This window comes from Acidiferrimicrobium sp. IK (genome assembly GCF_025499425.1).
In the GTDB taxonomy this organism is placed as follows: Bacteria; Actinomycetota; Acidimicrobiia; order Acidimicrobiales; family Palsa-688; genus Acidiferrimicrobium.
Window position 1 is genome coordinate 90,318 of the sequence record NZ_JAIMCB010000011.1, and the last position, 18,678, is coordinate 108,995.

The window sequence follows — 18,678 nt, forward strand, 5'->3', positions numbered from 1 at the left end:
CTTTGATCCTCATCCATCACCATCGTGGGTATGAAACTCGGCGTCTCGATGGGCGGCTTTCCGATGGGGACCGAGGCGGAGGCGATGGGGCCGTTGCTGTCCCGCCTGGCCCGCCGGGCCGACGAGGCTGGCTTTGACACCCTATGGACCATGGACCACTTCTTCCAGATCCCGATCACCGGGCAGCCCCCTGAGGCCCCCTTGCTCGAGGCCTACGCGGTCCTCGCGTTCCTGGCTGGCGAGACCCGGCGGATCCGGCTCGGCACGATGGTCACCTCGGTTGCGTACCGCCATCCCGGCGTGTTGATCAAAGCCGTGACGTCGATCGACGTGTTGAGCGGCGGTCGGATGATCTTCGGTGTAGGTGCCGGGGCGCCGTTCAACGAGCTTCCGGCCGGGCGCTCGCCTGGCGACTTCGAGGCCTACGGGTTGGGCATACCGTTCCCGCCACTCGCCGAACGGTTCGAACGGCTGGAGGAGGTGGTGCAGATCGCCCTGCAGATGTGGAGCGGCGACGAGGCACCATACGACGGGGCCCACTACCGGCTGCTTCGACCGCTCAACTCCCCGAATTCGCTGCAGCGGCCCCACCCGCCGATCCTGATCGCCGGCAGCGGGGAGCGAAAAACGTTGCGGCTCGTCGCTCGCCACGGCGACATGTGCAACCTGTTCGATCTCCCCGGCACCGGGTTCGCCGACGACCTGGCGCACAAGCTCGACGTGCTCCAGGCTCACTGCGTGGACGTCGGGCGCGACTACGGCCAGATCGAGAAGACGGTCTCCACCTTCATCGACCCGGATGGCGACCCAACGCGCGTCGTCGAACACCTGGCCGCGCTTGGAGAGCTGGGGATCGAGCATGCCATGGTGAGCCCCCGGCGACCTTGGGACGAGGCGACCCTCGACTGGGTGGCGGCGATCGTCCCTGACGTCCACGCCCTGCCAAGCGCCGTTTAGGGCGGCCCGGGGTGGGTGGCCGTTGGCTACGTTGACATCGTGCACCTCGACCCAACCGACGCGAGCGTCCGGCGACTGCTCGAGCGCAACATCGACGGTCCGTTCACCATGCTGAACATGCTCCGGTTCCGCGAGTGGGCGGACTACAGCGCTTCGCCGGGGCTGGCTCCCCCGGAGCGGATCTCTGGCCGCGCCGCGTATGACCGGTACGTCCGGCACACGATCCCGTTCCTACACTCCTCCGGGGGGACTGTGGACTTCTTCGCCGAAGGCGGCCCTGTCTTCGTGGGGCCGGGGGAGGAACGTTGGGATCTGGTCATGCTGATCCGACAGGCGAGCGTCAACGACTTCTTTGGGTTCGCGTCTGACGAGAGCTACATGGCCGGCGTCGGCCACCGCACGGCTGCGCTAGAGGACTCGCGAATGGTGCCGCTCGTGGCGCGAGATTTGCCGTGATCCTCGTCTTGCGGTGGTGATCCTCGGTCTCGTTGCCTATCGCATCACGAACGGGGGGTAGGGGTCAGCCAGCAACGAATACCAGGCGTTGAAGCGAACTGACCAGAACACCGCCCCGAGGATCGACCGACGCCACGACTCCGGCCAGCGGCCGGTGAACAGCACGGCGAAGAACCCCACGATCCAGGCCACGAACAGCACAACGCTGACCACAATCCCGTAGAGCACTTGCGGGATGGCCAGCAGGCCACGGAAGAACACTGCCGCACGGGAGAACCGCTCGGGCGGCACCACGTTGAACCATGCCGGGTCGCCGCCGGGGTCGGAGTATCCGCTCGGCACACCGAAGGCGGGGTACTCCTCGCGGAGGAAGAACGTGTAGGTGAGCACGCGGTACTGATAGCGGTGGACGCCGGCGACGAACTCGCCGATCCCGGAGGGGAGCCGCCCGGTGAACAGGATGGCGAACCACGCGGCGACGACCGCGAGCTGGGCCACTATCTGGAGGACGTAGAGGACCACGAGGTGGGGAATGGCGAGGATGTAGTTGCCGATGACCCGCCAGCGGGCCACTGTCAGGGGCGCTTCGAGTCCGGCGGTGACTGGGTAATCAGGCGACGATGTAATCGCCATTTCGCTGCTGCCCGGCGGCACTATGCCACCGCCCTGCGAACTTCCGGGACTGGGATACGCCATGATCGTCTGCCCTCCGTCGGGTGCTGCCCAAAGTGCCCCTGCGTGTACGAACGAGAGTGTGACACAAGCCCCGTTCGAGCGCCACGACAGATTTGTCCCCCACACGCTTCCTGGGCAGGTGGCGGCCATGGACCGGCTGCCGCTCGGGTATTGGCCGGGACGGCACCCCCCGCCACGCGTCGGGGCTGCGCCCAGTTTGGGTGGCTATTGAGACTGGTTGCGTTGACGAGATGCCTCCCTCCGTCGCAGACGAGTTGGGGCGAAAGAAAACCCTGCTGAGGAGTAAACCGCAGAGCTCGGGCGCGACTTTCATGGGTGGTGAGGACACTGTGGATGAAGACGGGCGATCGGGCTGGCGCTGGTGCCCGGCCCCACCTCGAGCAGCGAAGCGCCGAAGAGCAGTCCGCCAGCGACCTGCGCCGGTGCGCCCGCAAGCTGCCGGCCGTCGTGGGTGCGCTGGGCGTTGTCGCGGCCGCCACCGTCCCCGTTGCGGACTCTTCAGGAATCCATCCAAAGCGGATCACCACAGGCGCACTGGCGGCCACCGGACCTCCCGTCACGGTGCCCGCCGGATCCGGCCCCGCAGCCGGCGAGGTGGCGGCCGGCAGGTTCACCCGGACCGTGATCCTTGACGGCGGCGCCTTGACCATCCGGCCAGCTCCGCGGGACCTGGCGCTGCAGATCACCCAGGCCAAGGCCAGGGTCTTGGTGGGCTCGGACACTCGCGTCCAGGGCAGTGGCTGGGACGGCGACGGCGGGTTGGCCGAGGTGTCGATCGTCCCCGGACTCGCCTCGGGGGTGCAAGACATGCCGGCTTGGGTAGCGGTTATCAAGCAGGGCACCCTGTTTTGCCCGTTGATGAGGTCGGCGACCGCGGTCGCCGCCACTGCGCCCGTGCGCAGCTGGTCGCCGGGCTATCTGGTTGTGGTAGTGGAAGGAGGTGGGACCAAGGTCCTCAACTACCGGAGCCGCTCGCAGGTCTGCGACTTCCGGCCCGAAGGCCCGTCGGTGAGCAGCGCCGCCCAGTCGGTCTCGATCCCCTGGCAGATGATCTCCCTTCAGGGGCAGACGCTCACCTTCCGCTACCAACGGCCAGCGTGCGACCCCTACCTCGCCGGGATCTCGGGACCGTCTCTATCTGCAGGGGGCAACGCCAGGACCGGGCGGTGGAGCATGGAAGCCGTCATCGAGGCGCCGTACACCCTCACATACAGCGGGCTCCTCGGCTGCGGCGGCCCCTGGGCCACCGCTACCACCGGCATCGGACCGATCCTTGGTGGTCCAGGTCAATACACCCCGCCGGTCAACGTCGTCTCACACGCCCCTACGGGTCCGGTCGGCGCGTCAACCTGACCTCCCGAATCCTGAGGACGAGCGACGATCAGCGGGGCGGTGAGTGCTGGCCAGAGCGGAGCGCCGTCGATCTGACTGCCGCTTCTGCCGACGAGCTGGTCGGGAAGGCGGGATTCGAACCCGCGGCCTCAGCGTCCCGAACGCTGCGCGCTAACCAAGCTGCGCTACTTCCCGGTCCGGAAGACACTAGCCGACGCCCCCGAACCGGGCACAGCGAGAGCCGCGAGCGACTGGCGGGCGATCTGGCCGGCTAGGAGGCCTGGCCCTCGAACGGTGCGGCGACGGGATCGGGGATGTAGGAGTCATCCTCCCAGGTCCCTCCGGCCAGGATGGCCGCCACCGCCCGCCGGATGCGGATCGGGTCGAGGGGCTTGATCAGCCAGCCGGCCACCCCGGAGCGCCGGGCGAGGAACACGTCGGCCCGACGGTCGAGGACCAGCAGCACCGCGCAGGGGTCGAGCCGCCCGGCGTCTTGTTCCAGGCGGACATCGAGGGCGACCGCGACGCCGCCCATCGCCCCGACCTGCATGTCGACGATCGCCAGGTCGGCGGGCTGGGCGGCCAGCGCCGGGCGGACGTCGGCGCCGTTGCGGACCCAGCGGACCGTGGTCCCGGGGCCGCCGAGCACCGCCCAGAGGTCCTCGTAGACGGAATCGGCGTCTGTGGCGATGAGCACGTCAGGCACCGGGCGAGGCTACCGCCGCGCCCACCGGGGGTACCATCTCGGTGTCCGTGGGTACCATCTGACCGAGGCCCGAGGGGGTCTCGAGATGCCTGCACCCGGTCGCTCCCCTCGCCGCCGGTCGTCGCCGCGGGAGTGTGGGTGTCTCTGACCAGGAGGTTTTGTGCTCACCATCCAGCAGGACACCACGCCCGAGGGCTACACGATCTGCCGGCCGGTCGGCGAACTGGACGCGTTCACCGTCAGCCAGTTCCGCCAGTCCCTCGCCGAGATGGCCTCGAGCCACCGATTGCTGATCGACATGTCGGGGGTGCCCTTCGTCGACTCGGCCGGGCTCGGAGCGCTGATCGGCGGTATCCGCCGGGTCCGGGAGTTGGGCGGGGACGTGGCCGTGGCGTGCAACCGCCCGACTTTGGTCCGTCTGCTGCGCACGACCGGCTTCGACCGGATCGTGACGGTGGCCGAGACCGTCGAGGACGCGGTTTCAGCCCTCGACAACCAGGAGCAGCAGGAGGCTTAGGCGTCGGAGAAAGGTTCCCCGGGTGCCCGCCCGCCCTCAGCCCGCCGAGGCCCCCGGCTGCGGGAAAAGGTACGACGCGACGCGGGCCAGCCCGTCAATGTCGTGGACGTCGTCGTCGAGGTAGGGGACCCGGGCCAGCACCGCGCCGCTGACCCGGCGGGTGAGGGTGCCGACGTACTGCTCCTCGCGCCGGGCGATGGCGTCGAGGTCGCGGGCGTTGACCAGCAGCTCCTCGAGGACCCGGGCGGCGTCGCTGTCGGCGGGCGTTTCCCCCTTCGACGACAACGTCACCGCCGGCACCCCCCCGAAGTTGGGGAACAGCCGGTTGACTACCAGCGCAGCGACGTGCTGGCCGGACTCCTGTAGGCGCCGGGCGAAAAACAGCGACTCCTCGACCGCGTCGCGCCTCGGCGCCGACACCACCACGAACGCGGTGCCCGGCGCGGCCAGCAGCGCCTCGACCTTCCCGGCCCGGTCCCTGAAACCCTGCTCCATCCCCTCGAAGGCGGTGAAAAACGCCACCGCGTCGCGCACCACGTCGCCGCCCACCACCCGCGAGATGGTCTTAAGCAGGGTCTGGGTTGCGAAGTTGACCGCCCGCAGGCTGGCCCGGGTCGGCATCATCAGCACCCGGAAGAACCGGTTGTTGAGGAACCGCAGCAGCCGGGCCGGGGCGTCTAGGAAGTCGAGGGCGTGGCGGGTGGGCGGCGTGTCGACCACCACCAGGTCGAAGCGGGGGTCGAGGGTCAAGTCGTAGAGCTTCTCGACCGCCATGTACTCCTGGGTGCCCGACAGCGCCCCCGAGATGTTGCGGTACAGCCGGTTGTCCAAGATGGCCTGCGCCTGGGCTGCGCTCTTAGCGTTGCGGGTGACCGCGGAGTCGAACGTGGTCTTCACGTCGAGCATCAGCGCCCACATCTCGCCTGGCCCGTCCCAGGTGGCGGGCACCTGGTGGGGGTCGTTGGTGAGGGCGTCGAGACCGAGCGCGTCGGCTAGGCGGCGGGCCGGGTCGATCGTGACCACCACCGCCCGACGTCCCCTGCGGGCCGCCTCGTAGGCCAGCGCAGCGGCGGTGGTGGTCTTGCCCACCCCGCCCGGACCGGCGCAGATCACCACCGAGCGCTGGTCGACCAACGCGCCCAGGTCACCGCCGGCCGGGCTCACAACGTCCCCTCGGGCAGGGTCATGATCTGGTCCTCGAGGGCGTCGGCCAGTGTGTGCAGCTCGGGTCCGCCCAGATCGGTGGCGAAGAGGTACGGCAGGGTCAGCTGCGGCAGCGGCAGACCCTCAGCCAGGCGGGCCACCTGGGCGGCCTGGAGGTCTTGGCGGTGCCGGCGGAAGGACGCGGCCCGTCCCAGCGACGCGACCTCCGCTTCGGTGAGGCGCACGTCGAGCGACTCCGCCACCGGGCCGGCGTCGCCCAACCCGAGGCGGGGCCAAACGCCGTTGACGACGATCGGCGCCAGCATCACGCCGGCCTTGTCCTCTAGGAGGAACGCGGTCTCGACCGCCTCGTTGACCGGGGTCTCTTCGGGGAGGGTGACTAGGAGCACCCGGCACCGGGACGGGTCGGAGATCATGTCGAGGACCTCGCCGGCCTGGGACCTGATCGGGCCGACGGTGACCGCGTCGGTCAGGCCGCGGGCGCTGGCCAGGAACGTGACCGCGTGCCCGGCGGCTGGCGCGTCGACCACGATCAGGTCAGGCCCCGACGTCGAGCCTCGCTCCGACGCTCCCTTCTCGATCGACTTCACCTTGGAGAGCACCAGGAGGTCCTTGATCCCGGGGATCGCTGTGGCGATCACGTCCAGGGTGCCCGTCGAGGTCAACCGCTTGGAGATCCGGCGCATGCCGTGGTCCTCCAGGTACTCGAGGAGGGCGTCGTCGGGTGTCAGGCTGCGGGCCCGGATCGGAGCGGCCAGCCCCACCTCGTCGGGGCCGCCGCCGGCCTCGGCCAGGACCACCTCGTGGTAGCCGAGCGGCTGGTGGTGGCCGAAGAGAGCGGGGAGCGCCGCGGTCCCCTCCACGTCGATGAGCAGGGTCCGCAGCCCGGCGCGGGCGGCGACGAGGGCGACCGTCGCGGCCACCGTGGTCTTGCCGACCCCGCCCTTGCCGGCTACGACCAGCACCCGGGCCTGGGTGCAAAACGCCCTCGGGTCCACATGCCTCCTGCGCGCTGTAGGGCTCAAACCTGGCTCTGGCGCCACCCGGCGGGGGCACCCATGCGAGCGTACTCAGCCCTGGCCGGTAGTGCGAAGACGGCGAAAAGTGCTGGTCAGGGGGTAGCTGCCGGGAAACTGACCCTTGTCCAGGCCGGCGTCGGGTTATAGCGTTCGGGGTGAATAAGGGGGATGGTTGCAGTGAGTGTTCAGCACGTCGAAGATCTGTGGCAGGCGAAGGCGTCGTGTCGCGGCCCTCAGGCGGCGGTGTTCTTCCCGCCGGCCCACTTCGAGCGCAAGGACGACCGGGAGGCGCGCGAGGCGCGCGCCAAGTCCATTTGCGCCGCGTGCCCCGTACGCCGGCCTTGCCTCGACTACGCCCTGCGCATCCGGGAGCCCCACGGCATCTGGGGCGGCCTCAACGAGACCGAGCGCCGGCCCATGACCGGCCGGTAGCGGCCAGGGGAGCTCGGGGCGCCCCCCGGGGGGCGAACCGCCCAATTCCGCCGATGACCACGGGGAATTTCGCGGGGCCGGTTACGCTTCGGCGATGGACGGTGCCGATCCCGGTTCTGGTGGCGACGAGGTCGCCGACCACCTGGTGTGGCACTCGACGATGGTCGGTGGCAGGCGGACCAACTACGGGGTCGCCGGCGAGGGCCTCCCGGTGCTGTTCTTGCACGGCTGGGCGCTCGGCCATCACGCCTACAAGCGGGCTCTCAAGCGGCTGATCAAACAGGGTTGCCGGGTGTTCGCCCCGGCCATGCCCGGGTTCGGGGGCAGCGCTGACCTCCCCCGCGAGGGGTTCGGCGTCGACGCTTACGCCCGGTGGGCCGCCGGTTTCCTCGACGCGGTCGGCGTGGACGAGCCGGTCTTCGCGGTCGGACACAGCTTCGGTGGTGCAGTGGCGGTGCAGTTGGCTCACGACCACCCCGACCGGGTCGGGTACCTGGTCCTCGTCAACTCGGTTGGGGGGGCCACCTGGCTGAAGGCCGGCAGCAAGGTCCGGTCGATGTCGGAGCGCCCGCTGTGGGACTGGGGCCTGCACTTCCCCGGCGATCTGCTCCCGCTCAGGGGGGTCGGCGGGATGCTGCAGGCCATGCTCGAGGACGCGCTGCCCAACATGCTCTGCAACCCCCTCGCCCTGTGGCGGGCTGGGCAGCTGGCCCGCCGGGCCGACCTGACCGCCGAGCTGTTGGACCTGAAGGTCCGGCGCATACCCGTGGTGGTGCTGTGGGGCGACAAGGACACAGTGATCCCCCGAGCCAGCTTCGAGGCGCTGTGCGCCGCGATCGGTTCCACCGGCGAGGTCGTGCCGGGCCGTCACTCGTGGCTGCTGGCCGACCCTGACGCGTTCGGGGAGGTCATGCGCAACTCGCTGAGCGTGGCCCGGTCGGCCCGGGAGATGGAGGCGGCGTTCCCGCCGCTGGCCGCGGTAGCCGGGGAGGTCGGCGCGGTGCCGGCCGCCGACGTCCCGGCGCAGGCCCGCAGGGAGGGGATCAGCCGGATGTCGGGCCCGGACCGACGGCAGGCAGGCGCGGCCCGGCGATCCGCACGTCGCCGCGCCGGCGGGTGACGCCTGTCGCGTCGAGATGGGCGAGCAGGGGCAGGACGTGCTTGCGTGACGTTCCGAGGGCGTCGCGCACCTCCGCCACCGTGACCCCCTGAGGGGACCGTTCGAGCAGGCCCGCCACCTCCGCCGCGGCCGACGCCATCGCCGCCGCTGACCACCAGACGCCGTCGCGCTCTACGACGACGCCGGACTGCAGCAGCTGGCGCAGCGCTGGGCGGGCCACTTGGTAGTCGCCCGGCGGTGGGGGCGCCCACGGTGCCGCGTCCAGCGCGTCCAGCCACCGCTCGGTTCCCGGCGGCACCGAGGAGTCGGCCCGCCCCGGTCCGCTGTCCCCGGCCGCGGGTACGACCGACCCGCCGCGGACCTCGACGCCTTGGGTGCGCCCAGCCACCGCCCGCAGCCGCTCGTCGAGGGCCGCCAGGTCGACCCCGTAGGGGCCGGCGCCCTCGACCCGGTCCCGCAGATCGGCCCCGGCCTTCGCCAGCGCCTCCGGGTCCACGACCCAGCGGCCCACCGTCGGCGCCACCGTCTCGCCGGTCAGCCGTTCGAGCAGCCCGGCGTCGACCCATCCTCGTTCGGCCACGACCCGGGCGACGCGACGGTCGGGCCGGGCCTGCGCCGCGGGGAGCTGCGGGTCTACGTCGAGGATCTCGCCGCCTCCGACGGTCTCGCCCCGCCCGTGCTCGCGCAGGATGTAACGGTCGCCGGGCAGCCACGGCACCGGCGCCGGTAGGTGGAGCCGGACCAGGCCCGTTTCGCCGGGTTGGAGGGCGTCGGGGCCGAGGATCCGCACCGAGGCGGCCAGCGCGCCGGTGCCGGCGAACACCTCCCACGCCCCCCGCCTGGAGACGGGGTGGTCGAGGGCGGCGAGGACGCTCAGCGAGGCGTCCGCGGTGCGGGTGGGCGCCCACTGCCCGTCGCGCACCAAAGCGTCTCCCCGGCCAATCCCGGTGTGGGCCACCCCGCTCAGGTTGGCCGCCACCCGATGCCCCGGGGCGACCTCGGAGCGGGGCGATCCGTGGACCTGCAGACCCCGGACCCGCACCGCCAGCGGGCCGCCGGTCTTGCGGACCACGACCAGCGAGTCACCGACGCTCAGGCGCCCGCCGGCCAGGGTGCCGGTGACCACGGTCCCCGCCCCCGACGCCGAGAACGACCGGTCCACCCACAGCCTCGGGCGTCCCCGGTCGGCGGCGGTGGGGGTCCCCTCGAGCAGCGTGCCGAGCGCCTCGTCCAGGTCGGGCAGGCCTCGCCCCGAGAGGCTGTCGACGGGCACCATGGCGGCGCCGGCCAGCCCCGTACCCTCCAGCCGGGACGCCACGTCGCCGGCCACCTCCGCCACCCGGTCGGAGTCGACCAGGTCGGCCTTGGTCAGCGCCACTACGCCGGCCGCGACGCCGAGCAGGTCGAGGATCCGCAGGTGCTCCTCGGACTGCGGCTTCCAACCCTCGGTCGCGGCCACGACCAGCACCGCGGCGTCGAGCGCTCCGACCCCGGCGAGCATGTTGCGGATGAACCGCACGTGCCCGGGCACGTCGACCCACGACACGTCGTGTCCCGCAATGCTCCCGTGGGCGAAACCCAGGTCGATGGTCAGGCCCCGGGCCTTCTCCTCCGCCCACCGGTCAGGGTCGATCCCCGTGAGCGCCGCGACGAGCGAGCTCTTTCCGTGGTCGACGTGACCGGCGGTAGCGACGACATGCACGGTCAGGCGTCGCCCGCCGCGGCGGCCGACCCGCACGAGGCGAGGGCTTTCCCCACCGTCCCGTCGTCGTCGGGGTCCACCGTGCGCAGGTCGATCACCGTCGCGCCGTCGGTGACCCGGGCGACGATCGGCGTCTCCCACGCCCGTAGCGCCGCGGTGTGGTCCCCGGCCAGCGCCACCCCCGCCGAGGGCACCTCCCGTCCCGGTTGGGTGCCCCCGCCGAACACCCCGGCCAGGTCGACGACGTCGCCGACGCCCAGCGCCTCGGCCCGGGCCCGCAGCGACGCCACGCTGCGGGCGGCCATCGCCCAAAGCGGCAGGCTCGCCGCGTCACCCCGCAAGTACGACAGCGCCGTTTCCTGCAGGTGCGCGAGCGTCAGCCCACCCGGCCGGAGAGCCCGGGCCAGAGGGTGACGGGCGCAGCGGGCCACCAGGTCGGCCCGCCCGGCGACCACGCCGGCCTGCGGACCGCCGAGCAGCTTGTCCCCCGAGAAGGTGACCAGCGCCGCGCCGGCGGCCAGCGTCTGGCGCACCGCCGGCTCCCCGGCCAGCCACGGCTGCGGGCCTCCCAACCAAGGCGTCGCCGCGTCGAGCAGCCCCGAACCGAGGTCGGCGACGACCGGAGGCCCCAGACCGGCGAGGGCGCCGACGGTGACCTCCTCGGTGAACCCGACGATCCGGTAGTTCGACGGGTGGACCTTCAAGCACACCGCGGTGTCGTCGCTCAGCGCCGCCCGGTAGTCGCCCAGGCGGGTCCGGTTGGTGGTGCCGACCTCCACCATCCGGGCCCCGGAGGACGCCAGCACCTCAGGGATGCGGAAACCACCGCCGATCTCCACCAGCTCACCCCGGCTCACCACCACCTCCCGGCCGCCGGCGACGGCCGCGAGCGCGAGGAGGATCGCGGCCGCGCCGTTGTTGACGACCATGGCTGCCTCCGCCCCGGCGGCTCGGGCCAACAACCCGGCGGCGTGGCGGTCCCTGGAGCCCCGGGTGCCGGTGACCAGATCCAGCTCGACGTTGGCGTAGCGGGCTGCTCCGGAGACCGGGGAGGGGCGGCTGGGCGCCCGGCCCAGGTTGGTGTGAAGCAGCACGCCGGTGCCGTTGATGACCGGACGGAGGATCGCGGCGGCCATCGCCTCAGCCCGCGAGCGGGCGGACCCCGGGTCGCCCGCGGCTATGGCCGCCCGGGCCGCGTCCACGAGCAGCGGGTGGGGCAGGTCCACGTCAGTCATGCTTCGGGCCAGCGAGTCGACCGACGGTGGGCGCATGGCCCGATGGTAGGAACGCCGCCGGCGAACGCGGGCGATTCGGCCCGGGGTGACCGGATCCTGTTACGAATGTGGCATGTCGGAGCCGCTGTGCACCCGCGGGAGGCCCTGGGACCGGTGACGTGGCAGCGCGCCTGCCGGGAGAGCGACGTGCCCGCCGAGCGGGGCTGGCCCGTCGTCGTGGCCGGCGTCTACATCGCGGTGTTCCGGGCCCGCAGCGGGCTGCGGGCCGTGGACAACGTCTGCCGTCACACCGGAGCGCCCCTCGACGACGGCCTGGTAGAGGGCGACTGCGTCACCTGCCCGTGGCACGGATGGCGCTACGACCTGACCACGGGCGACCATCTCACCGCCTTCGGGCACCGCCGGGGCCTGCACAGCTACCCGGTCCGGGTCGAGGACGGCGACGTGTGGGTGGAGCTGCCCGGCGAGCGCTGACTCCTCTACGGCGGGCGGCGCGCGCGAAGCTGCTGCCCGGGATGCGGCTTCTGCGACGGATCATCAGGATCGTCTTCTCTTCGCTGTTCCTGGCGGGGGTGACCGTCGTCGGCGTCCCGGTCACGGTGGTCGCCACCGTCCTCGCCGGCCTGATCCTGCTGCCGCTGCCCGCCACCATTCCCATCCCCGCCACCAAGGCGCTGGCCGAACCGACGGTCGTCTACGACCGCAACGGCGGGGTGATCGCCACCTTCCAGCAGTACGACCAGAACCTCCCCGTCACCGAGGCCGAGATCCCGCCGATCTTGAAGGAAGCGGTCATCTCCGACGAGGACCGCAACTTCTACCACCACGGCGGGGTCGACCTGCGCGGCACGCTGCGGGCCCTCGTCGCCGACATCCGCAACCAGCGGGCGGTGCAGGGCGGCTCCACCATCACCCAGCAGTACGTGAAGCTGGCCTACGTCGGCGCGCAGCGCAACATCGTGCGCAAGGTCCGGGAGGCCATCCTTGCCAGTCAGCTCGACCGTCAGGCCAGCAAAGACGAGATCCTCTACCGGTACCTGACCTTGGTGTACTTCGGTGACGGCAACTACGGGGTCGGGGCTGCCGCTGAGGACTACTTCCACGTCCCGGTCAGCCAGCTCGACGCGTCGCAGGCCGCCACCCTGGCCGGCCTGATCCCCGCTCCTTCCAGCCGCGCTCCGACCACCGACATCGCCGCCGCCGAGAAGTACCGGCAGCTGGTGCTCGGCAAGATGCTGCAACAGGGGTACCTGAGCCAGGACCAGTACGGCACCGCGATGGGCGAGCACCTGGCTGGCGCGCCGGCCAATGGAGCGGCGCCTCCCGCCGGGGCGACGGTCGTGTACACGCCGACCCCGCCCCCGAGCAAGTACCCCGTGTTCGTCGACTACGTGCAGCGGTGGCTGCTGGCCGACGGCTACACCCTCAAGCAGATTTACTCCGACGGCCTGCGTATCCAGACCACCCTCGACCCCAAACTGGAGGACGACGCCGTCGCCTCCGTCGGGTACACGCTGGCCGGCACGGCGCCCAACGTGGACATGGCGCTGGCGTCTGTCGAACCACAGACCGGGTTCGTCGAAGCCCTCGTCGGTGGGCGTAACTTCGGGGTGGCCGGCTCGAAGTACCGCCTCGACAACCTGGCCATCAGCGCATGCGACAACACGCCGCTGATCAGCGCCGCGGCCAAGGCCGGGGCCAACCCGACCGCGGCGTGCTGGGACGGCAACTCGGTCGACAACGCCGGCAGCCCCGGCCACCAGCCGGGGTCGTCGTGGAAGCCGTTCGTGCTGGCCGCCGCGTTCGAGCAGGGCATCCAACCCACCGCCGCCTACAGCGCCCCGGTGATCCTCCAGATCCCCGGCTGCGTCGTCGCACCCGGCCACCCGGCGTCCGACTGCCAGGTCCACAACGACGTCGACGGCGAAGGCGGCGGCACCCTGACGCTGGCCGCGGCGATGGCCGCGTCGGTCAACACCGTGTACGCGCAGCTGGCGCCGCAGGTCGGCTGCGTCAACGTGGCCAAGACCGCCAAGGCCCTGGGCGTGGACTCCGCCTACTTCTCGAGCGCCGAGTTCCCGCACTGCGAGACCTACGCGCTGGGCGAGCAGGACGTGGCGCCGCTCGACATGGCGTCGGCGTACGGGGTGTTCGACGACCACGGGCAGCGGGCCGCCCCCACCCCGATCCTCGAGATCGTCGACGCCAACGGCAAAGTCCTGTTGAACAACATCGCCCACCCGCCGAAGACCACGACGGTCATGCCAGCCAACGTGGCCGACAACGTGACCAACGTGTTGCAGGGTGTCCTCCTCCCGGGGGGCACCGCCTACGGTCACGGCCTGGGCCGCCCCGCCGCGGGCAAGACCGGGACCACCTCCAACGAGTCCAACGCCTGGTTCACCGGTTACACACCGACGTTGTCGACGTCGGTGTGGATGGGCCGCGACGACAACCCCAACGCCGGGCTCGGCACGGTCAAGGGCGTCAACCCGGTGGTCGGTGGCACGTGGCCGGCCGCGACGTGGCAGTCCTTCATGAACCAGGCGCTCGCAGGGGTCCCCGTCACCCCGTTCAACCAGCCAGCCCCGATCGTGACGCCGACCGCCGCCGGCGCGCTCGGGCCTACGGGCAGCGCGCCCAAACCCAAGGTCCAGCCCGGCGCCCCCAGCTACCCGCCTCGGACCCCCACCGGAGGGCCCTACGTCCTCGACCCATCCGCCCCGGTGGCCGTGGCTCCGGCGAACCCGGCCCCCATACCCGGGGCGGGCTCGCCGACCACCACCACCACCACCGTGCCGTCCCAGCCCGGTCCCACCACCACCGTGCCCGGCGCCACGACGACCACCACCGTGCCAGGCGTCCTCGGTCTCGGGGCTCCGCCCTAAGCCCGACCCGGGAAGCGGCCTGCCCCACCCCGGCCGGCCGGCGGCTACTGGCTTCCCGACAGGTTGCCGCCCGGGCAGCTGAGAACCTTGTTGCACGCAGCCTGCACGTAAGGCGCGTACCAGACCGAGTCGGTACTGAACCCGAGCGGGGCGTAGCTTCGCGACCCGACGGCGATGACCTGCCCGGCGTCGTTGACCAGCGGGCCGCCCTGGTATGCGGCGCCAAGGGGGGCGTCGTGCTCGACGCCGTCGGCCGACACGTCGGTGATGAGCCCCTGGCTCAGCGCGGCGCCCGCCGAACCCAGACCGGACACTGCGTACACCCGCTCCCCGACCTCCGGCGCGGGTGTCGAAGGCGCCGCGCTGATGACGGGAAGGTTCCCCTGCGGCAACACGATGAGCGCCAGGTCGTAGGTCTGGTCCCACGTCCGGACGTGCACCGCCGTGCTGGTCTGCCCCCGCTGCACGTAGACCGGCGGCGCCGGGCTGCGGGTCGCGGCCGCAACGGTGGTGTAGGAGGTCAACAGCAGCGACTGCGTCGAGTTGGAGGAGACGACGAACGCGGTTCCCACCGAAGCCTGGCCGTTGGCGTCGAGGGTGTGAACGAAAAACAACGACGGCGCCAGCTGCTTGGCCAGCTTGGCCAGGGTCGCCGGGCTGGCCTCCAAAGCCTGGATCGGGCCGAGCTGGGCCTGGATGTCGGCCTTGGCGGCCGCCGCTGACGCCTGCAGATCGCCTTCGGCGTTGGCGAACTGCTTCTTGTAGCCGGTGATCACCGTGTTCACCCGGTCGTTGGTCTGGTTGAGCTTGTACTGGTAGTAGGAGTAGAGGACCACGCCCGAAAGCCCGGCGCCGATCGCGAACGACAGGATGAGGGCGGTGAGCCCGAGGAGGCTGCGAGGCAGCACCCGGTAGCGCAGCGGGCTGTGCCGGCCCGGGTCGGGCCCGGCGCCGTCGGCGGGCTCGGTCCCGAGGAGGTCGACCGCGGGCACCCGCCGGGTGGCCGGCCCCTCGAGGTCGTTGTCGTGCTGGTCCCCGCGGCGTGCCATTCCGGGACAACCGTACCCGTGCGTTCCGTCCCGCTCCCGGCACCGCTCGCGGCTGTTGCGCCGTCGCGCCGAGCTCATCGACCACCGCCGGTCGGGTATCCCGGCGTGGTGGGCCCGCCGAGCCGGTGGCATGGGGATAGCGTCGAGGTCGTGGTCCTGTTCGGCTTTCTGCTGCTGGTGGTGGCCGAGATCGCCGCGCTGGTGGCCGTCGCCGACCGCATCGGCGTGTTCCAGGCGGTCGGCCTGTTGATCGTCGTTTCGCTCTGCGGTCCGTGGCTGGTCCGCCGGGCCGGGTTCGGGGTGTGGCGCCGGGCGCAGGAACGCCTGGCGCTCGGCGGTGCCCCCGACCGGGAGGTCCTCGACGGGGTCTTGCTGCTCGCCGCCGGGCTGCTGATCTGCGTGCCCGGCTTCATCACCGACGCGATTGGCATCCTCCTGCTGCTCCCCCCGGTGCGGGCGGTGGTCCGCCGGCGGGCGTCGCGCCGGGCGGCCGACTCGCTCCTGTTCCGTTTCGGCGGCCCGGAGGGCCCCTCGGCGCGCGGCCGCCCCAGCCGCTGGTTCGGCGGAGGTCCCGGAGGAGTGGTCGACGCGGCCAGCCACCGACCCCCGGCCGGCGCGCCCGACGCCCCGACCCAGGCCGACCCGGACCGCGAACCTCCCGAGATCCCCGGCCCGGAGGGGCGATGACCGGGCCCGCTCCCAGCGGCGAAGCGGCCCGCTCACAACGGGCCGTCGGGGTGGTCGAGGAGGTAGCACCGGGGGTGCGGCGGATCCTCGCCCCCAACCCGGGCCTGATGACCGGGCCCGGCACCAACACCTACCTGCTCGGCGACGGGCCGGTCGCGCTCATCGACCCGGGACCCGACGACGACGCCCATCTGGTGGCCATCTTGGAGGCGGTCGGCGACCGTCTCCGCTACGTCATAGCCACCCACACCCACGTCGACCACTCCCCGCTGGCCCGCCGGCTGCGGGAGGCGACCGGCGCCCAGGTGGTCGGCTTCGGCCCGGCCCCCGCGCTACCAGCCCACCACCACCCGCCGATCCCGCCGGCTGGCGGGGCGGGGGAGGCGGCGGCCCACTCGCCGGCCGACGCCCACGACCTGGACTTCTCCCCCGACCGTCGGCTGGGCGACGGTGACCGGCTGCGGGTCGGCGCCGCCGACCTGGTGGCGGTGCACACCCCCGGCCACTGCTCCAACCACCTCTGCGTCGAGCTGGCCGGCAGCGGGCTGCTGTTCTCCGGCGACCACGTGATGTCCGGTTCGACGGTCGTCATCGCCCCTCCGGACGGCGACATGGCCGACTACATGGAGTCCCTCGAGCGGATCCGGTCCCGGCGCCCCACCCGCATCGCCCCCGGGCACGGCGACATGATCGACGATCCAGCGGCGGCGCTGGACGAATATCTGACCCACCGTCGCAGCCGGGAGCGTCAGGTGCTCGACGGCGTGCTGGCAGCCGGCGGTGCCGGGACCACCGCGGAGGCGCTGGTCGCGCTGCTCTACGCGGAGGTGCCTTCGGCGCTCCACCCCGTCGCCCGCTATTCGGTGTGGGCCCATCTGCGCAAGCTCGGCGCCGAAGGCGCGGTGCGCGGCGACGACCCCGACGACGTCGGCGCGCCGTGGAGGGCCGCGGTAGGCCCCTAGCGAGGCCGGCCCCCGCGAGGAGGCCACAACGGCCCGGAATGCGAGCGCGGCGGCAGCCCGGCGCGGATCGCCGGCGGGTTAACTGGCGCCGGCGAGCAGCTCGTCGGCGAGCACCGGGCGGCCCAGGTGGAAGCCCTGCCCGAGCTGGCAGCCGAGCTCGGCGAGCAGCTCGGCCTGGGTGGCGTTCTCGATGCCCTTGGCCGCGGTGGTCAAGCCGAGGGCCTCCCCGAGGCCGATGAAGGCCCGGACCACCTCGGTGTCGCCGCCGTCGTGGCCCAGCCCGGCCACGAACGCCCCGTCGAGCTTGATGATGTCGACCCGGGCCCGGCGCAGGTAGGCGAGGCTGGCGCCGCCGCTGCCGAAGTCGTCGACGCAGAGCCCCACGCCGAGGTCTTTGATGTCGGCCAGGTTGCGCCAGGCGTCTTCGCCGGCCGCGGCCAGCACCCGCTCCTCGACCTCGAGGACCAGGCGGTCGGGCGCCAGCTCGTGGTGCACCAGCGCCGACTCGACCAGACCGGCCAGCCGGCATTCGGCCAGCTGGCGGGCCGACAACCCGACCCACACCTGACCGACCGCCCCAGTCCACCGGCAGGCGTCGGCGCAGGCCTGGTCGAGCAAGCCGGCCCCGACCGACACGATCAGCCCGCTGCGCTCGGCCAGGTCCACGAACGGGGCCGGCGCCAGCAAGTCGCCCTCGTCCCCCCGCAGGCGGAGGCGGGCCTCGGCGGCCACCATCGCTGCGGTGTGCAGGTCGGTGATCGGCTGGAACACCACGGCCAGCCCGTCGTTGTCGAGCGCGGCGCGCAGCACCGTCTCCGACGCGACCCGGGCCGCGTCGGCCATGCCGGTCTCGAACAGCTCGCAGCGGTCACGACCGGCCTGTTTGGCGCGGTACATGGCGGCGTCGGCGTCGGCGAGCAGAGCGCTGGTCCGGGCCTCCGACCCGATCGCGATGCCGATGCTGGCGCTCAGCCGGACGATCCTCCCGGCGAGGGGGAGGGGGCGGGAGATCGCGGCGCGGACCCGGTTGGCGATCTCCATGGCGTCGCTGGCGCGCTCCACCCCGCTGGCGACCACCACGAACTCGTCACCGCCCAGCCGACCGACGGTGTCCCCGGGCCGGACGGCGCGCCTCAAGCGTTCGGCGGTGGCCACGAGGAGCTTGTCGCCCGCCGCGTGCCCGAGGTTGTCGTTGACCGCCTTGAAGCCGTCCAGGTCGACGAAGAGCACCGCGATCCGGTCGTCGTTGTGGTTCTCGAGGTGGCGGAGCAGCGCCGCCCGGTTGGGCAGCTCGGTCAGGCTGTCGTGGGTCGCCCGGTGGAGGAGCCGGGCGTTGGACGCCGCGTCGGAGAAGGCGTCTCGGGCCACCGTGACCCAGCCCGCGACCTCCGGGTCGTCGAGCCGGTTGGCGATGACCACCTCGCTCACCCTCCAGCCGTCGGCCCCGTCGCTGATCCGGCACAGCAGTTCGGCGGTGCCTCCCGGCTGCGACGCCAGCTGGCGGTACGCGCCCGCCAGCTGCCGGCGGTCGTCGGGGTGCACCGCGTCGAACGGGCGCCCCTGGACCAGGACCGACGCGTGCGGGCTGGACCAGCGGACGTTGCCCTGCTGGTCGGAAACGACGATGGCCTCCCGGCTGTGCGCCAAGACGGCCGCGAGGAACGAGGCGGGGGCGGAGGGGGAAGTATTGGTCACGGCATCTACTGGTCTCGGCGTGGGGAGTGGCACGTTTGAGTACCTGCGTGCTGGACCCGGA

At 72.1% G+C, this 18,678-nt stretch carries 18 protein-coding genes and 1 tRNA gene; 10 read left to right on the forward strand and 9 right to left on the reverse strand.

Translation table 11 applies throughout. From position 1 onward, the window contains the following. The first annotated feature begins 30 nt into the window (after positions 1-30). Entirely contained in the window at positions 31-957 is a 927-nt protein-coding gene (locus tag K6U06_RS17720) for an LLM class F420-dependent oxidoreductase (protein ID WP_262323291.1), read from the forward strand. A gap of 39 nt (positions 958-996) precedes the next feature. Beyond that, positions 997-1,413, forward strand: a complete 417-nt coding sequence (locus tag K6U06_RS17725) for a hypothetical protein (RefSeq protein WP_262323292.1) — start codon at positions 997-999, stop codon at positions 1,411-1,413. A gap of 36 nt (positions 1,414-1,449) precedes the next feature. Here K6U06_RS17725 and K6U06_RS17730 read toward each other — a convergent pair whose 3' ends face one another. Next, entirely contained in the window at positions 1,450-2,046 is a 597-nt protein-coding gene (locus K6U06_RS17730; protein WP_262323293.1) for a DUF4389 domain-containing protein, read from the reverse strand. Positions 2,047-2,442: 396 nt separating this feature from the next. Here K6U06_RS17730 and K6U06_RS17735 point away from each other — a divergent pair, with 396 nt between their 5' ends. After that, a complete protein-coding gene (locus K6U06_RS17735) occupies positions 2,443-3,462 on the forward strand; it encodes a hypothetical protein (protein ID WP_262323294.1) in 1,020 nt (339 codons plus the stop codon). Positions 3,463-3,558: 96 nt separating this feature from the next. Here the strand turns inward: K6U06_RS17735 and K6U06_RS17740 are convergent. Together K6U06_RS17740 and K6U06_RS17745 are read right to left on the reverse strand one after the other, a co-directional pair. Continuing rightward, positions 3,559-3,636 (reverse strand) — tRNA-Pro (locus tag K6U06_RS17740). Between the two features lie 76 nt (positions 3,637-3,712). Then, positions 3,713-4,147, reverse strand: coding sequence for a hypothetical protein (locus K6U06_RS17745; protein ID WP_262323295.1), 435 nt, complete (start codon positions 4,145-4,147; stop codon positions 3,713-3,715). A gap of 160 nt (positions 4,148-4,307) precedes the next feature. On the opposite strand from K6U06_RS17745, the gene K6U06_RS17750 reads away from it, so the two are divergent. After that, positions 4,308-4,664, forward strand: a complete 357-nt coding sequence (locus tag K6U06_RS17750; protein WP_262323296.1) for an STAS domain-containing protein — start codon at positions 4,308-4,310, stop codon at positions 4,662-4,664. 36 nt (positions 4,665-4,700) lie between these two features. Here the strand turns inward: K6U06_RS17750 and K6U06_RS17755 are convergent, their stop codons facing one another. After that, positions 4,701-5,828, reverse strand: a complete 1,128-nt coding sequence (locus K6U06_RS17755; protein ID WP_262323297.1) for an ArsA family ATPase — start codon at positions 5,826-5,828, stop codon at positions 4,701-4,703. After that, positions 5,825-6,826, reverse strand: coding sequence for an ArsA-related P-loop ATPase (locus K6U06_RS17760; protein ID WP_262323298.1), 1,002 nt, complete (start codon positions 6,824-6,826; stop codon positions 5,825-5,827). The genes K6U06_RS17755 and K6U06_RS17760 overlap by 4 nt, the downstream gene beginning before the upstream one ends. A 198-nt stretch (positions 6,827-7,024) precedes the next feature. Between K6U06_RS17760 and K6U06_RS17765 the strand changes: the two genes are divergently transcribed. Together K6U06_RS17765 and K6U06_RS17770 are read left to right on the forward strand one after the other, a co-directional pair. Beyond that, positions 7,025-7,279, forward strand: coding sequence for a WhiB family transcriptional regulator (locus K6U06_RS17765; RefSeq protein WP_316044735.1), 255 nt, complete (start codon positions 7,025-7,027; stop codon positions 7,277-7,279). A 94-nt stretch (positions 7,280-7,373) separates the two neighbouring features. Beyond that, a complete protein-coding gene (locus K6U06_RS17770; RefSeq protein WP_316044736.1) occupies positions 7,374-8,399 on the forward strand; it encodes an alpha/beta hydrolase in 1,026 nt (341 codons plus the stop codon). Here K6U06_RS17770 and selB read toward each other — a convergent pair. Further along, entirely contained in the window at positions 8,323-10,137 is a 1,815-nt protein-coding gene (selB, locus tag K6U06_RS17775) for a selenocysteine-specific translation elongation factor (protein ID WP_262323300.1), read from the reverse strand. The genes K6U06_RS17770 and selB overlap by 77 nt on opposite strands. Continuing rightward, positions 10,104-11,372 carry an L-seryl-tRNA(Sec) selenium transferase gene (gene selA / locus K6U06_RS17780; RefSeq protein WP_262323301.1) on the reverse strand — a complete coding sequence of 423 codons (1,269 nt, stop codon included), beginning with the start codon at positions 11,370-11,372 and terminating at the stop codon, positions 10,104-10,106. The genes selB and selA overlap by 34 nt, the downstream gene beginning before the upstream one ends. Before the next feature lie 90 nt (positions 11,373-11,462). Here selA and K6U06_RS17785 point away from each other — a divergent pair, with 90 nt between their 5' ends. Together K6U06_RS17785 and K6U06_RS17790 are read left to right on the forward strand one after the other, a co-directional pair. After that, positions 11,463-11,810 carry a Rieske (2Fe-2S) protein gene (locus tag K6U06_RS17785; RefSeq protein WP_262323302.1) on the forward strand — a complete coding sequence of 116 codons (348 nt, stop codon included), beginning with the start codon at positions 11,463-11,465 and terminating at the stop codon, positions 11,808-11,810. Between the two features lie 41 nt (positions 11,811-11,851). After that, a complete protein-coding gene (locus K6U06_RS17790; RefSeq protein ID WP_262323303.1) occupies positions 11,852-14,224 on the forward strand; it encodes a transglycosylase domain-containing protein in 2,373 nt (790 codons plus the stop codon). 44 nt (positions 14,225-14,268) lie between these two features. Here the strand turns inward: K6U06_RS17790 and K6U06_RS17795 are convergent, their stop codons facing one another. Beyond that, positions 14,269-15,273: a serine protease gene (locus K6U06_RS17795; RefSeq protein ID WP_262323304.1), complete on the reverse strand. Its 1,005-nt coding sequence runs from the start codon at positions 15,271-15,273 to the stop codon at positions 14,269-14,271. A gap of 150 nt (positions 15,274-15,423) precedes the next feature. Here K6U06_RS17795 and K6U06_RS17800 point away from each other — a divergent pair, with 150 nt between their 5' ends. Together K6U06_RS17800 and K6U06_RS17805 are read left to right on the forward strand one after the other, a co-directional pair. Then, a complete protein-coding gene (locus K6U06_RS17800) occupies positions 15,424-15,960 on the forward strand; it encodes an FxsA family protein (RefSeq protein ID WP_262323305.1) in 537 nt (178 codons plus the stop codon). After that, positions 15,957-16,922 carry an MBL fold metallo-hydrolase gene (locus K6U06_RS17805; protein WP_262323306.1) on the forward strand — a complete coding sequence of 322 codons (966 nt, stop codon included), beginning with the start codon at positions 15,957-15,959 and terminating at the stop codon, positions 16,920-16,922. Before K6U06_RS17800 ends, K6U06_RS17805 begins: the two co-directional genes overlap by 4 nt. Positions 16,923-17,000: 78 nt before the next feature. On the opposite strand, the gene K6U06_RS17810 is transcribed toward K6U06_RS17805, so the two are convergent. Next, positions 17,001-18,617, reverse strand: a complete 1,617-nt coding sequence (locus K6U06_RS17810; protein WP_262323307.1) for a putative bifunctional diguanylate cyclase/phosphodiesterase — start codon at positions 18,615-18,617, stop codon at positions 17,001-17,003. Between the last annotated feature and the right edge of the window lie 61 nt (positions 18,618-18,678).